Below are 14,220 nucleotides of genomic sequence, written 5' to 3' on the forward strand. Positions count from 1 at the left end.
ATTCTACGTGATCGGCGTTGCCTGTCAACCCCTGATCTTTCCCTCTCCACCGCCGGCAACCTGTCCCGTCGCCGGCAGCGGATGCGTACTCTACGGATTTCCCCGGGGCCGTGCAAGGCCTCAATGAAGAAAAATGTCACGGTGATGATGATCCCGTGAACAGGCGATGACGACCCGCGGGCTGACACGACGACGCCCGCGCGGGGCGGGCGTCTTTCGGTGTGTCCTCGAATGCTCAGCGGGTAGGCGGTGTCTTGTTCATCTTGCGCATCATCGCCATCACCGGCCCCGAGGCGACATAGGTACCGAACAACAACAACAGCATCACCGAGGGTTCAATGGAAATCACCACAAAGCCCAACACAATGGCCAGCAGGAAGACGAAGGGCACCGGCCCTTTGAGATCCACGTCCTTGAAGCTGTAGTAGCGGATATTGCTGACCATCAGAATGCCGGCGGCACCTACCACGAAGAGCATCAGAAGTTTGAAACCGAAAGCCTCGGCATCGAAGCTGTGAAACGTCCAGACGCTCGCCGCGACCAGGGCTGCCGCCGAGGGACTGGGCAGGCCGATGAACCACTTCTTGTCGACACTGCCGATCTGCACGTTGAAGCGCGCCAACCGCAGGGCGGCACAGGCCACGTAGAGGAAAGCCACCACCCAGCCAGTCTTACCGATGTCCTGCAGTATCCAGGTAAAGGCCACCAGTGCTGGAGCCATCCCGAAGGAGATCATGTCCGAGAGGCTGTCGTACTCGGCGCCGAAGGCACTCTGAGTGTTGGTCATGCGTGCCACACGACCATCCAGACCATCGAGCACCATGGCGATGAAGATCGCCACCGCCGCCGCAGTGAAGTCACCGTTGATACCCGCCACGATGGCAAAAAAACCGGCAAAGAGGGCGGAGGTAGTGAAGAGGTTCGGCAACAGGTAGATGCCCTTGCGCCGCACCGCCTTACCATTTTCCACCGACTCCTCGATCACCTCCGTTTCGCGAACGAAGGCGGTGGCCAGGTCTTCCTCCGGGGAACACGACTGGCGGTCCGGCTCGGCACCGACCTGCGATACATCATGCCCGGTATTGCGGCTGTCCTGACTCATGCGTTTCGTCCATTGCCTGTGTGAGGTCGCCCTGGAGCGATAGGCTCATTCTACACACCAGCCAGACCCCCACAACGCTGCATGCCATGCTTGCTGCGACAACGCACCATGCACCAGGGCGCGGAAGACCGCGCCCTGGTGTCCGCCAGACGGCTCGGGATTAGTTCTTCGACTTGTCGACCAGCTGGTTGGCGGCAATCCACGGCATCATGCCTCGCAGTTTCTCGCCGACCTGCTCGATCGGGTGCTCGGCATTAAGGCGGCGACGCGCGGTCATCGAGGGGTAGTTGCTGTTGCCCTCGATGATAAACATCTTGGCGTACTCGCCGGTCTGGATGCGCTTGAGCGCATTGCGCATGGCGGCGCGTGACTGCTCGTTGATTACCTCGGTGCCGGTCACGTACTCGCCATACTCCGCATTATTGGAGATGGAGTAGTTCATGTTGGCGATTCCGCCCTCGTACATCAGATCGACGATCAGCTTGAGCTCGTGGAGGCACTCGAAATAGGCCATCTCCGGCGCGTAGCCTGCCTCAGTCAAGGTCTCGAAGCCAGCCTTGACCAGCTCCACTGCACCGCCGCACAGCACGGCCTGCTCGCCGAACAGGTCAGTCTCGGTCTCGTCCTTGAAGGTGGTTTCGATGATACCGCTGCGGCCGCCGCCGATGGCTGCCGCGTAGGAGAGCGAGAGCTCCTTGGCGTCACCGGAAGCGTCCTGGTGGATGGCAATCAGGTCCGGTATGCCACCGCCACGCACGAACTCGGAGCGCACGGTGTGGCCCGGGGCCTTGGGCGCGATCATCACCACATCCAGATCCTTGCGCGGCTCGATCTGGTTATAGTGGATATTGAAGCCGTGGGCGAAGGCCAGGGTGGCGCCCTGCGCCAGGTTGGGTGCGATCTGGGTCTCGTAGATCGCCTTCTGGTTCTCGTCCGGCGCCAGGATCATCACCACGTCGGCGTTCTTGCTGGCGTCCTCGACAGAGGCGACCTTGAGGCCGGCGGCCTCGGCCTTGGCCGCGGAGGAGGAGCCTTTGCGCAGGGCGACGGTGACGTCGACACCGGACTCCTTGAGGTTGTTGGCGTGGGCATGGCCCTGGGAACCGTAGCCCACGATGGCCACCTTCTTGCCCTGGATGAGAGAGAGGTCGCAGTCTTTGTCGTAGTAAACGCGCATGAGGGGTCTCCTAAAAGTCATAGCGTGGAATCGAGGTCAGCGTTGATGGCCACCCGCGCCGTCTGCCACGGCGCCGGATTGTGATATAGAGAATTCGTTGCCGTTGAAGGATCACCTTACGCCAGCGGTCGCGTTGCGTAAAACGCGATATTTGCAATGTCATGTCCCGAAATATGCAATACTGGCGACATGGACATGCGCCCCCTCAAGCACTTCCTCGCCCTGGCCGAGAGCCTGCACTTCGGCCGCGCCAGCGAAGCCTGTCACGTCAGTGCCTCGACGCTCTCGCGCACCATCCGCCAGCTTGAGGAGAGCCTCGGCGTAAGGCTCTTCGAGAGGGACAACCGCCACGTGGTGCTGACCCGCCAGGGCAGAAGCTTTCAGGCCTACGCCCGGGACACTCTGGAAGAGTGGGAGCGACTGCGCCAGGCGCTGATGAGCGAGGCGCGCACTCTCACCGGCGAGATCAGCATCTACTGCTCGGTAACCGCCAGCTACAGCTTCCTCTATGAGCTGCTCAGCGAGTTCCGCACCCGTCATCCGGGCATCGAGCTCAAGCTGCATACTGGCGACCCTGCCCAGTCCATCCAGCAAGTGCTGGCCGGCAACGAGGACATGGCGATCACCTCACGGCCACGGCAGCCCCCCGAGGCCCTGGCCTTCAAATCACTGACCCGCTCGCCGCTGGTGTTCATCGCCCCCCACGAGATCCATGACTGGATTCCCCCCACGCCCGAGTCACCCTCCGCCGAGCAGTGGCGCGAGGTGCCGATGATCCTCTCCGAGGCCGGCCTGTCGCGCCAGGTCAGCGACACCTGGTTCCGGGCCCTGGGCGTGACGCCAAGGATCTATGCCCAGGTGGCCGGTCACGAAGCCATCGTCAGCATGGTAGGGCTGGGGTTCGGCGTCGGTGTGGTGCCGCGCATCGTGCTCGACACCAGCCCCCTGGCCGAGCGGGTCAGGGGGCTGCCGGTGAAGCCCGAACTGCCTCACTATGATGTTGGACTCTGCGTGCTCGAGCGGCGTCTGAAGAGTCCGCTGATCGCCGCGCTCTGGGGCGAGGTCAAGGAGCGCTGACCCAGCGTCCCTGAGACGCCAAGGCCGCCCCGACGGGCGGCCTTGGTGTTTCGGTAGATGGCGAGGTTACAAGGAGAGGACTTTGTCCCCACGAGCAATCCCCGCCACCCCGGTGCGCGTTACCTCAAGGATGCCCACCGGCGCCATGGCCTGCAAAAAGGCGTCCAGCTTGCCGGCGTCGCCGGTGATCTGCACCGTATAGAGGCTCGGCGTCACATCAACGATCTGCGCGCGAAAGATGTCCGCAGTGCGCTTGACCTCGTCGCGAGCCGCCCCCAGTGCCTTGACCTTGACCAGCATCAGCTCGCGCTCGATATGGTTGCCTTCGGTCAGGTCCACCAGCTTGACCACATCGATCAACTTGTTGAGGTGCTTAGTGATCTGCTCGATCACCCGATCGTCCCCCACTGTAGTCACGGTCAACCGCGACAGGCTCGGATCCTCGGTGGGCGCCACGTTCAGTGTTTCGATATTGAAGTTGCGCTGCGAGAACAGCCCTACCACGCGAGACAGGGCGCCCGGTTCGTTTTCCAACAGAATCGAGATGATATGGCGCATCAGGTCCGCTCCGTCTTAGAAAGCAGCATGTCACGCATGGAGCCCAGGGGCACCTGCATCGGATAGACGTGCTCGTGCGGGTCGACGATGACGTCGAGGAACACCAGCTCGTGTGTGTCGGCAAAGGCGCGTTCCAGTGCCGGCTCGAGATCCGCCAGTGTCTCCACCCGTAGCGCGGTGAAGCCATAAGACCCGATCAACTGCTGAAAGTCGGGTAACGATTCCATGTAGGAGTGCGCATGGCGGGACTTGTAGTTGAGGTCCTGCCATTGGCGCACCATGCCCAGCGAGGCATTGTTGAGGTTGACGATCTTCACGCCACCGCCGAACTGCTTACAGGTCGATAGCTCCTGCATCATCATCTGGAAGCTTCCCTCGCCGGTGACGCAGATTACCTGCTCCTCAGGGAAGTGGTGCTTGATGCCCATGGCCGCCGGGAAGCCGAAGCCCATGGTGCCCAGCCCCCCGGAGGTAATGAAGCGGTTGGGCTTGTCGAACTTGTAGTACTGGGCCGCGAACATCTGGTGCTGGCCCACGTCGGTGGTCACGTAGGCCTCGCCGCGGGTCACCCGGCACAGCGCCTCGATCACCTCCTGGGGCTTGATCGGCTCGCCGGATGTCGAGGGCTCGTAGAGCTTGCCCACGCGCTCCTCACGCCAGCCGTCGATCTGCTTCCACCAGTCAGCCAGGGCCTCGGGATTGGTGATCTCCTTGTCCTGCACCATGCTGATCATCTCGTTGATCACGCTGCCGGCCGGTCCGACGATGGGCACGTCGGCCCGCACCGTCTTGGAGATCGAGCTGGGATCGATATCGACGTGGATGATCTTGGCGGTAGGACAGAACTTCGAAGTATTGTTGGTCACGCGATCATCGAAGCGCGCCCCGATGGCGATGATCAGGTCGGCATGGTGCATGGCCATGTTCGATTCAAAGGAACCGTGCATGCCCAGCCAGCCCAGGCACTGCCGGTCGCTCTGCGGGTAGGAGCCGATGCCCATCAGGGTGGTGGTGATGGGATAGCCGAGCCGCTGAACCAGATCGGTCAGCCCCTCGCTGGCGTTGCCGGTAACCACGCCCCCTCCGGTATAGAAGACCGGACGCCGGGCCTTGAGCATCAGTTCCACGGCTTTCTTGATCTGGCCGGTATGGCCACGGGTGACCGGGTTATACGAGCGCATCTTGACCTTCTTCGGGTAGACGTACTCGTAGCGCTCGGTGGGCGCGGTCATGTCCTTGGGAATGTCCACCACCACCGGGCCGGGACGGCCGGTCGAGGCCAGATAGTAGGCCTTCTTGAGGACTTCGGGAATCTCGGTCGGGTGGCGGATCGAGAAGCTGTGCTTCACGATCGGCCGCGTCACGCCGATGATATCGGTCTCCTGGAAGGCATCGTCACCGATCAGGTGGCTCATCACCTGGCCGCACAGCACCACCATCGGAATCGAGTCCATGTAGGCGGTGGCGATACCGGTGACGGCGTTGGTCGCCCCCGGACCGGAGGTGACCAGTACCGTGCCCGGTTTGCCGGAGGCTCGGGCGTAGCCATCGGCGGCATGGGTGGCCGCCTGTTCATGGCGCACCAGGATATGCTTAACCTTGTCCTGACGGAACAGCGCATCATAGATGTGCAGCGCTGCCCCTCCAGGATAACCATAGATGTATTCGACGCCCTCATCCTGGAGGAAGCGGGCAATCATGTCTGCGCCGGAAAGCAGTTCCACAGATGTATCTCCCCTGGAGGTCTCGAGTGCGCTCCATGCCCAACGCGTGGACACGAAGTCGAGTGCGGCGGTATGCCACTGCCGGCGGTGCCGGCACCTGATGCCAAACCCTGGCAATTAGCCCTGTTGGGGCCTGCACTCTTTTCGGGAATGCCGATTCATTGCGGCACACGACAAGACTCAACCTACTGTCGCACACGACATGAATCCGACATTCCCTTCGCGGCGGGTTGCCGCGTCGGGGGCGTTGGCCGACCCGGGCGGTTGACCCGGCGCCGGAAGTCCTTCGGCGGGTAGAGGCGCTCGGCCCACCCTTCGCACGGGAATGGGGGGTTGCCCGCTGGAATCCGCGCCCGTATCAGGAAGGTTCAAGATTCCATTAGCACTGGGGACGTGTCAACCGCGAAAACAGCATGGGTAGCCCATGACGGGCCATTCGGCAAGGCATCACCGTCCCTGCCAGCAATCAGGCAGGGACCGGCGCTCACTGATGCGTGCCCTGACATCACGTCAGCTCGGCGGGTTCCTCGACCGATTCGATGCGGACCAGGTCCTCGTAGGCGTGCCAGCTGGCATGCCCCAGTATCGGCAGGATCAGCGCCAGACCGATGTAGAAGGTCATCACCCCGACCAGCACGCAACCGGTGAGGATCGCCGCCCACAGCAGCATCGGGCGAAAGTTGTTCGACACTGAACGGACACTGGCTTCGATGCCCTCCATGAAGGTGAGGTCCTGGTCCATCAGGGTCGGAATGGCTACCACACTGATGGTGAAGGCGCCGAACGCCAGGACGGCGCCGATCGCGGTGCCTACCGCCAGCATCACCAGGCCATCGGTGGTGGTCAGCAGCGAGGCATAGAGCGTTTCGGGGCTGGGGGCCTCGAGGCCGAAGATCAACGCGAACAGCAGAGTAGCCAGGCGAATCCAGGCGAGGAAGAAGATCATCATCATCACGCCCATCATTGCCAGCTGCCCCGCATGGCCCTTCCAGCCGCCGAAGGCATCGCCCAGGTTGGGAACGCGACCCGCCTCCAGGGCGCGGCTGATCCCGTAGGAGCCTACGGCTACCAGCGGGCCGATGAACATGAACCCAGCGATCAGCGGCAGCAACCATTGCCAGAGCCCCAAGGTGAAGGCGCCGGTGGTGATGGCAATGCTCAACCCCACCCAGAACATGCCATACGCCAGGCTGATCGAGGTGGCCTGTCGAAAATCCTCGAAGCCTGCCGCCAGCCAGGCTCGCGGCTTGTCCATGCCCACCGACTGGATGTTGATCCTGACATTGGGCGCAGCACCCTTGTCCCGCGCTTTCGTCGCTGCTGCATTCATGGTCGTACCTTTGTTTGCCACCTGTTGAGTCCCGGTAATGCCGGGCCAGTCCGAGGCCACATCTCGGCACTGCACCGCGATGCGCCCTACGTCGCTTAATAGCGGGTTAATGTAGACGACGCCCGCCAATCCCGCAGAGCGTGTTGCGTTTCGGCACTCAACGCAAGTTCACCCAGCGACATGGAACAGCTGAGGGCCTGGCACAAGGTCATCCGTATACCACCGACTGGTAAAGCCATGCGCGAACGCTTCCGTCGAGAGAAGACGTTCACGGCTACTCCGTCAGAGCGGTCGCTTCCGCTCAGCGCACGATCATCACCGAGATCTTGGTGTGATGCACGACATGCTCGGCATTGGGTCCGAGCACATAATCGGCAAACTTTCGCTTGTTGTGGGAGGCCATGACGATCAGGTCCACCTCGAGCTTCTTGGCTACCTTGATGATAGCCTCCCAGGGTGAGCCATCCACGATCACACTTTGGGCCGTGATGTCCTCAGGCACGTGCTCACGGATGAATTCGTGCTGAGCCTCGGAGATCGCCTCATGGGCCTTCTTGGCGAAGTCCTTGGGAAAGTAGGACCCAACCAGCGGCATGCGGTAGTCCGGCAGCACTGTCACCACATGCAGCGACGCGCCGAAGCTGCGACATAGCGCCAACGCCGTGGGCAATGCCTTGCTCCAAGAGGCCTCCTCGTTGAGGTCCACCGGCAACAATATCTTCTGGTACATAAGGCTCTCTCCGTCAGGCTGATGCCGTGGCAGCGACACGATCACGCCGCCGGCGTTGCATTATTACGATCAGTCCGAATACCAGGAAGGCCGGAATCCACATCAACTCCTTGGTCCAGCGATCCACCGGAGCCAGCACTTCGATGATCTGCTGGTCGAAATCGAAGCCCAGTTCCGCGGCCTGGCTGCCGTAGGCCACCATGTCGACCACGGCACGATCATCCTCGATGATCAGCTCCAGACCCAGGTTCTCCAGCCGCTCCTGGCCAGTCTGGCCCTCGGGTACCGGCAGTTGCATGTAGAAGGTCAGCGGGTCGCCGAAATCATCTTCACCACGAATCTGCAGGCGCAGGGTACTCTCCGGGTCGACGCTGCCCAGCGCCTCGACGAACTGCGCCGGCGGCACTGACTGGTAGGGGTCGTGGATCATGTCCATCCAGAAGCCGGGACGGAACAGGGTGAAGGCCACCAGCAGCAGCACGATGGACTCGTACCAGCGGTTGCGGGTGATCATGAAGCCTTGGGTGGCCGCGGCGAAGATAAGCATCGCTACCGTGGATACCACGAAGATCACGATCCCCTGCAGAAAGGTCACGTCGATCAGCAGCAGATCGGTGTTGAAGATGAACAGGAACGGCAATGCCGCGGTGCGCAGGCTGTAGTAGAAGGCCTGGAAGCCGGTGCGAATCGGGTCACCTCCCGAGACCGCTGCCGCGGCAAAAGAGGCGAGCCCCACCGGCGGCGTGACGTCAGCCATGATGCCGAAATAGAACACGAACAGATGCACCGCGATCAGCGGTACCAGCAGCCCATTCTGCTCACCCAGCTGGACGATCACCGGGGCCAGCAGCGCAGAGACCACGATATAGTTGGCAGTGGTCGGCAGGCCCATGCCCAGTATCAGGCTGAGCACCGCGGTGAACAGCAGGATCAATAACAGGTTGCCCATAGAGAGGACTTCCACCACGTCGGCCAGCACCAGGCCGACGCCGGTCTGGGAAACCGCGCCGACGATGATCCCGGCGGTGGCGGTGGCGATGCCGATGCCGATCATGTTGCGGGCACCGGTCACCAGTCCGTTCCACAGGTCCATGACCCCCTCGCGAAGGTCCACTGCCATGTCGCTGCGACCACGGAAGATCGAGGTGATGGGACGCTGGGTGAGGATGATGAAGACCATGAAAACCGTCGCCCAGAAGGCCGACAGCCCCGGCGAGAGGCGCTCCACCATCAGGCACCAGATCAGCACGATCACCGGCAGGATGAACTGCAGGCCGACCATCACCGTGGGCCGCGTCTGCGGCAGCGTGTAGATGGGGGTGTCCGGGTCATCGAGCTCGAGCTCGGGATAGTTCGATGCCACCTTGAGCAGCGCCACATAGATCACCGCCAGCCCCACGGCGATAACCCAAGGCGTCGCGTCGCCGAGTACCGGCTTGAGCCAGCCCAGGCCGTAGTAGACCACGAGTGCCGTGATCATCATCAACAGCAGGCCGCCGAGGAAGCCGATCACCTTGCGCACCAGAGGCTTGGGGGGGTTGCTGCTCTCCAGCCCCTGAAGGCCGGCCTTGAGGGCCTCGAGATGGACGATATAGACCAAGGCGATATAGGAGATCAGCGCCGGCAGGAATGCATGCTTGATCACCTCGACATAGGAGATGCCCACATACTCGACCATCAGAAAGGCCGCCGCCCCCATCACCGGCGGCATGATCTGCCCGTTGACCGAGGACGACACCTCGACGGCCCCGGCCTTCTCGGCGGAGAAGCCGACGCGTTTCATCATCGGGATGGTGAAGGTGCCGGTGGTCACCACGTTGGCGATGGAGGAGCCCGAGATCAAACCGGTCATGCCCGAGGCCACCACGGCGGCCTTGGCCGGGCCGCCCTTGTAGTGGCCCAGCAGCGAGAAGGCGACCTTGATGAAGTAGTTGCCGGCGCCGGCCTTGTCGAGCAGGGCGCCGAACAGCACGAACAGGAAGACGAAGCTGGTCGAGACCCCCAGCGCGATGCCAAACACGCCCTGGGTCGTCAGCCACTGGTGGTTGACCAGGCCGAAGAGGCTGACCCCGCGATGGGACAGGATGCCCGGCATGTAGGGTCCGGCCAGCGAGTAGAAGATGAAGAGTGAGGCGATGATCGCCAGCGGTGGGCCGAGTGCCCGCCGGGTGGCCTCGAGCAGCAGCAGCAGGCCGGCCACACCGACGATCACGTCCTGCAGGATCGGCGCACCGGGGCGCTGGGCCAACTGCTCGTAGAAGATGAACATGTAGGCGCCGCAGAAGGCCGCCGCCGCCGCCAGAACCCAGTCCTGAATGGGGATACGGTCTCGCGGCGAGCGCTTGAGCGCCGGGTAGGCCATGTAGGCGAGGAAGAGCGCGAAGGCCAGGTGGATGGAACGTGCCTGGGTGGCGTTGAAGACGCCGAAGCCCAGCATGAACGGCAGCGGGGAGGCGATCCACAGCTGGAAGAGCGACCAGGCTGCGGCAATGCTGACCAGCAGCTTGCCTGGCATCCCGGCCGGCTTGCGAGCGCCGGTATCGGTCGAGGCGACCATATCCTCCAGGTCGACCTCATGCCCGGCAGTCCTTTTGTTGTTCTCTGTCATAAACGTACCCTGCTCTGTCACATTTGCCCTGGGAACCCCTGCTGGTGATGCCATTGGGCATCCCAAACAGAATGCGCGGCCCCCTCGGGTGACCGCGCATACTTCACCGAGGTGTCGTCACCTCGCCGGGAACACCTTACTCGATCCAGCCCTGCTCACGATAGTAGCGTGCTGCCCCTTCGTGAAGCGGAGCAGAGAGCCCCTGGGACACCATTTCCTCCGGGTTTAGATTGGCAAACGCCGGATGCAGTTGCTTGAAGCGATCGAAGTTGTCGAAGATTGCCTTGACGGTCTGATAGACCACCTCTTCGCTGGTATCGGCATCGGTAACGAAGGTGGCCGCCACGCCGAAGGTCTCGACGTCATCCGGGTTGCCCTTGTAGATACCGCCGGGAATGACCGACGTGGAGTAATAGGGATACTCCTCGACGATGGCCTGAATGTCCTCGTCATTGAGCGGGATCAGCTTGGCATCCACGGTGGTGGTCGCTTCCTGGATGGCCCCATTGGGGTGACCCACCACGTAGGCCATGGCGTCGATATTGTTGTCGGCCAGGGCAGAAGCCATTTCGGCGGCATCCAGCTGAGAGGCCAGCGAGAAGGTATCCACGGTCCAGCCCTTGGCGTCCATCACCACTTCCATGGTGTTGCGTTGACCGGACCCAGGGTTGCCGATATTGACGCGTTTGCCCGCCAGGTCATCGAGAGTCTCGATGCCCGAGTCAGCGCGCGCCAGGATGGTCAGCGGCTCGCCATGGACACGGAAGACCGCCCGCAACTCCTTGTAGGGGTCGCCCTCGAAGTTACCGGTACCGTGGTAGGCCTGGTACTGGACGTCGGACTGCACCACCCCCATGTCCAGCTCGCCGGACTTGAGGCCATTGATGTTGGCCACCGAGCCGCCTGTGGAGGGGGCGTTACACTTGATGTTGGCGTCTTCGAGACGGTTGACCAGCCGGCAGACGGACTGACCGACTACATAATAGACGCCGGTTTGGCCACCGGTTCCAATGGTGATGAATTTCTGATCCTGGGCGACGGCGGGCGAAGCGATCATCGCGGTGCTGAGAAGCGCGCCAGTGAAGGCGGTGGCAGTGAAAGCATGGCGTTTCATGAACACACCTCTTTGACTTTTTGGCAAACGAGCGGCGGGAGTCCGACTGATGTTTGCTGGTAGACTCCCCATTACCACTCTCTACTACTTTAGCGAAAAAGGCCACCCTCAGGGGGACCCGACGGCCATGGCCATTTCACTCATTCATCAACAGTCTAGCGAGCTTGAGCGTTTACGCGACGTTTATCTTGTGATGCAGCGCAGCACGAGCGAGCAGGCGGACGCGGTGACGCCGGACGGCACCTACGGCATAGCGAGTAGACTGAGAGACCTATGGCCGCATGGCTGCGCGCGGTGGACACTCCCGCTGGCCTCGTGCGTATCATGAGGGCTTGCTCGCCGCTCAGGAGTAAGGAACGCCTCCCTTTGATGATCTTGCAGTCCTGCCGTTCTGGGCGCCAGACTTGACCCGACAACCAGCAGGAGGAAGCGAGATGGCTACCATCGAATGCATCCAGGGCGATATCGCCCGCCAGGCCGACATCGACGCCGTGGTCAATGCCGCCAACGCGCAGTTGCGCAGCGGCGGCGGCGTGGCCGGCGCCCTGCATCGCGCCGCGGGCCCCGGGCTCGCCGAGGAGTGCCGCCCGCTGGCGCCGATCCGCCCCGGCCAGGCGGTGATCACCGGCGCCCACGGGCTGCCCAACCGCCACGTCATCCACTGCCTGGGGCCGGTCTACGGCGTCGACGAGCCCGCCGACGAGCTGCTGGCCGCCTGCTATCGCAACGCCCTGGAGCTGGCCGAGCGCGAGGGCATCCGCTCCATCGCCTTTCCGGCCCTCTCCGCCGGAGCCTTCGGCTACCCACCGGCCGAGGCCGCTCGCGTGGCGCTGGCCACGGTACTGCAGACGTTGCCCGAGTGCCCGGGCATCGAGCGGGTGCGCTTTGTGCTCTTCGATGCCGACAGCACCGCGCTCCACCAGCGCATCCTGGCCACCCTCGAGAAGGGCCTGGAACCAGGCGCCTAGCCGCCCATCTGCTAGCCCAGGTTGTAGCCCAGCATCCTCGGCAGCCAGAGGGCGATCTCGGGAAACACGGCGACCAGCGCCAGGGCGCCTGCCATGGCCGCTACGAACAGCAGCGCCCAACCCAGGGTCTGCTCCAGGCGCACCTTGGCGACCTCTGTGGTCACCATCAGGTTGACCGCCACCGGCGGCGTGAACTGGCCGATGGCGATGTTCATCGCCAGCAGGATGCCGAACCACACCGGGTTCCAGCCGAAGTGCTGCATCACCGGGATCAGGATCGGCATCATGATCAGGTAGATGGAGATGGCATCCAGCAGCATGCCGGCCACCAGCACCGCCAGCATGATCAGCACCAGCATCAGCGGGCCGCTGTCGGAGAGCCCGACGATCCCCTCCGCCAGGTGGCGGAAGGTACCAAGCATGGTGCCGGCCCAGGCGAAGATGCCGGCCATGGCGATGATCAACATCACCACGCCCGAGATCACCGCCGCCTCGCCGAGCAGCCCCCATAGCTCCCGCCAGCCCATCTCGCGGGTCAGGAAGAGGCCCACCAGAGCACCATAGGCGACCGCCACCACCGCGGCTTCGGTGGGGGTGAACAGCCCGCTGCGCAGCCCGCCGAGGATCAGCACCGGGGCGAACAGCGCCGGCAGCGCCTGCCGGAAGCTCTCGCCCACCCGGGGGTGCTCCGCCCCCTCCACGGGCGTTGCCCCTTCCCGGCCACTCCCTTCCCAACCATGGCGATGCGAGACCAGCAGAGCCGGCCCCAGCAGCGCCAGCCCGGCGAGGATGCCAGGGAAGAGCCCGGCGGCGAACAGCGCCCGCAGGTCAACCCCCGGCACCACGATCGAATAGAGGATCAACGCCACCGAAGGCGGGATCAGGATTGCCGTGGAGGCCGAGGCGGCGATCAGCGTCGCCGAGAAGGGCCGAGGGTAACCTGCCCGGGTCATGCTCGGCAGCATCACCATGGCCACCGCGGCGGCATCAGCAGGGCCCGATCCGCTCATCCCGCCCATGATCATGCAGACCAGCACCGCCACCACGGCCAATCCGCCATGGCGCGGCCCGATCAGCGCCTGGGCGAAGCGCACCAGCCGCGCCGCCACCCCGGCCCGCTCGAAGATCAGCCCGGTGAGGATGAACAGCGGGATGGCGATCAGCGGATACTTGGCGATGCTGTTGTAGGTGTTGGTGCCGAGTGTGGCCAGCATGGCCGGCGACAGCCCGGAAAGGATCCCCACGGCGCCGGCCAGCCCCAGCGAGAAGGCCACCGGCACCCCGGCGACCAGCAGCCCGGCGAAGGCCAGCAGCATCCACAGGTCAGGATTCATCCTCGAGCCTCCCACGCAGGCGGTCGCGGGTCTGCTGCAGCTGGCGAAGCAGCATCAGCCCCGAGAGCAGCGGCAGCCAGGCCAGGTACCACCACTGGGGCAGCCCCAGTCCCGGGGAGAGCGACCCCCACTGGGCCTCTTGCCATGTCAGCTTGCCCCCGTACCAAGTGATCAGCCCCAGCACGATGAGCCCACAGCCTCCCTGGAAGAGGATCAGCGCCTGGCGCGGTGTCCCGGGCAGGGCGCGCTCCAGCAGGCCGATGCGGATATGGCCATTGCGGCGCAGCGCCACCGCGGCGCCAGCAAAGGTCAGCACCACCAGCAGGAACACCGAGAACTCCTCGGTGAAGGCGAAGGAGCCGCCAGTGAAGTAGCGCACCAGCACGTTGGCCAGGCTGATGAGGGCGATGATCAGGATCGCCAGGGTCGCCAGCAGGCGCTCGAGTCGGGCATCGGGAGGAGTCATGGGCATCGCGGTGCATGGGGTGGAAAAACGCC

At 63.4% G+C, this 14,220-nt stretch carries 12 protein-coding genes; 2 read left to right on the top strand and 10 right to left on the bottom strand.

Annotation, left to right across the window (positions count from 1 at the left end; translation table 11 throughout):
• Positions 1-235: 235 nt before the first annotated feature.
• Both pssA and ilvC read right to left on the bottom strand, forming a co-directional pair.
• On the bottom strand, positions 236-1,102 hold the full coding sequence (gene pssA, locus DFO68_RS10920; protein ID WP_133483700.1) for a CDP-diacylglycerol--serine O-phosphatidyltransferase: 867 nt from the start codon (positions 1,100-1,102) through the stop codon (positions 236-238).
• A 160-nt stretch (positions 1,103-1,262) separates the two neighbouring features.
• The gene (gene ilvC / locus DFO68_RS10925; protein ID WP_133483701.1) at positions 1,263-2,279 is read right to left on the bottom strand and encodes a ketol-acid reductoisomerase; all 1,017 of its coding nucleotides are present in this window, start codon (positions 2,277-2,279) and stop codon (positions 1,263-1,265) included.
• Between the two features lie 189 nt (positions 2,280-2,468).
• Between ilvC and ilvY the strand changes: the two genes are divergently transcribed.
• On the top strand, positions 2,469-3,356 hold the full coding sequence (gene ilvY / locus DFO68_RS10930; RefSeq protein WP_133483761.1) for an HTH-type transcriptional activator IlvY: 888 nt from the start codon (positions 2,469-2,471) through the stop codon (positions 3,354-3,356).
• A gap of 66 nt (positions 3,357-3,422) precedes the next feature.
• Here the strand turns inward: ilvY and ilvN are convergent, their stop codons facing one another.
• The 6 genes from ilvN to DFO68_RS10960 form a co-directional block, all read right to left on the bottom strand.
• Positions 3,423-3,914, bottom strand: coding sequence for an acetolactate synthase small subunit (ilvN, locus tag DFO68_RS10935; RefSeq protein ID WP_133483702.1), 492 nt, complete (start codon positions 3,912-3,914; stop codon positions 3,423-3,425).
• Positions 3,914-5,638, bottom strand: coding sequence for an acetolactate synthase 3 large subunit (locus DFO68_RS10940; RefSeq protein WP_133483703.1), 1,725 nt, complete (start codon positions 5,636-5,638; stop codon positions 3,914-3,916). The genes ilvN and DFO68_RS10940 overlap by 1 nt, the downstream gene beginning before the upstream one ends.
• A 505-nt stretch (positions 5,639-6,143) precedes the next feature.
• Positions 6,144-6,968, bottom strand: a complete 825-nt coding sequence (locus tag DFO68_RS10945) for a DUF2189 domain-containing protein (RefSeq protein ID WP_133483704.1) — start codon at positions 6,966-6,968, stop codon at positions 6,144-6,146.
• A gap of 301 nt (positions 6,969-7,269) precedes the next feature.
• Entirely contained in the window at positions 7,270-7,698 is a 429-nt protein-coding gene (locus tag DFO68_RS10950) for a universal stress protein (protein ID WP_133483705.1), read from the bottom strand.
• 13 nt (positions 7,699-7,711) lie between these two features.
• Positions 7,712-10,306 (bottom strand): TRAP transporter permease, encoded by a 2,595-nt coding sequence (locus tag DFO68_RS10955; RefSeq protein WP_133483706.1) that lies wholly within the window; start codon positions 10,304-10,306, stop codon positions 7,712-7,714.
• A gap of 136 nt (positions 10,307-10,442) precedes the next feature.
• The gene (locus tag DFO68_RS10960; protein ID WP_133483707.1) at positions 10,443-11,420 is read right to left on the bottom strand and encodes a TAXI family TRAP transporter solute-binding subunit; all 978 of its coding nucleotides are present in this window, start codon (positions 11,418-11,420) and stop codon (positions 10,443-10,445) included.
• Between the two features lie 434 nt (positions 11,421-11,854).
• On the opposite strand from DFO68_RS10960, the gene DFO68_RS10965 reads away from it, so the two are divergent.
• Complete coding sequence (locus DFO68_RS10965; protein ID WP_133483708.1) at positions 11,855-12,388, top strand: macro domain-containing protein; 534 nt, start codon at positions 11,855-11,857, stop codon at positions 12,386-12,388.
• Positions 12,389-12,399: 11 nt separating this feature from the next.
• Here DFO68_RS10965 and DFO68_RS10970 read toward each other — a convergent pair whose 3' ends face one another.
• Positions 12,400-13,722: a TRAP transporter large permease gene (locus DFO68_RS10970; protein ID WP_133483709.1), complete on the bottom strand. Its 1,323-nt coding sequence runs from the start codon at positions 13,720-13,722 to the stop codon at positions 12,400-12,402.
• Complete coding sequence (locus DFO68_RS10975; RefSeq protein WP_133483710.1) at positions 13,712-14,188, bottom strand: TRAP transporter small permease; 477 nt, start codon at positions 14,186-14,188, stop codon at positions 13,712-13,714. The genes DFO68_RS10970 and DFO68_RS10975 overlap by 11 nt, the downstream gene beginning before the upstream one ends.
• Positions 14,189-14,220 lie beyond the last annotated feature (32 nt).

The sequence above is a fragment of the Halomonas ventosae genome, from assembly GCF_004361885.1.
GTDB lineage: Bacteria > Pseudomonadota > Gammaproteobacteria > Pseudomonadales > Halomonadaceae > Halomonas > Halomonas ventosae_C.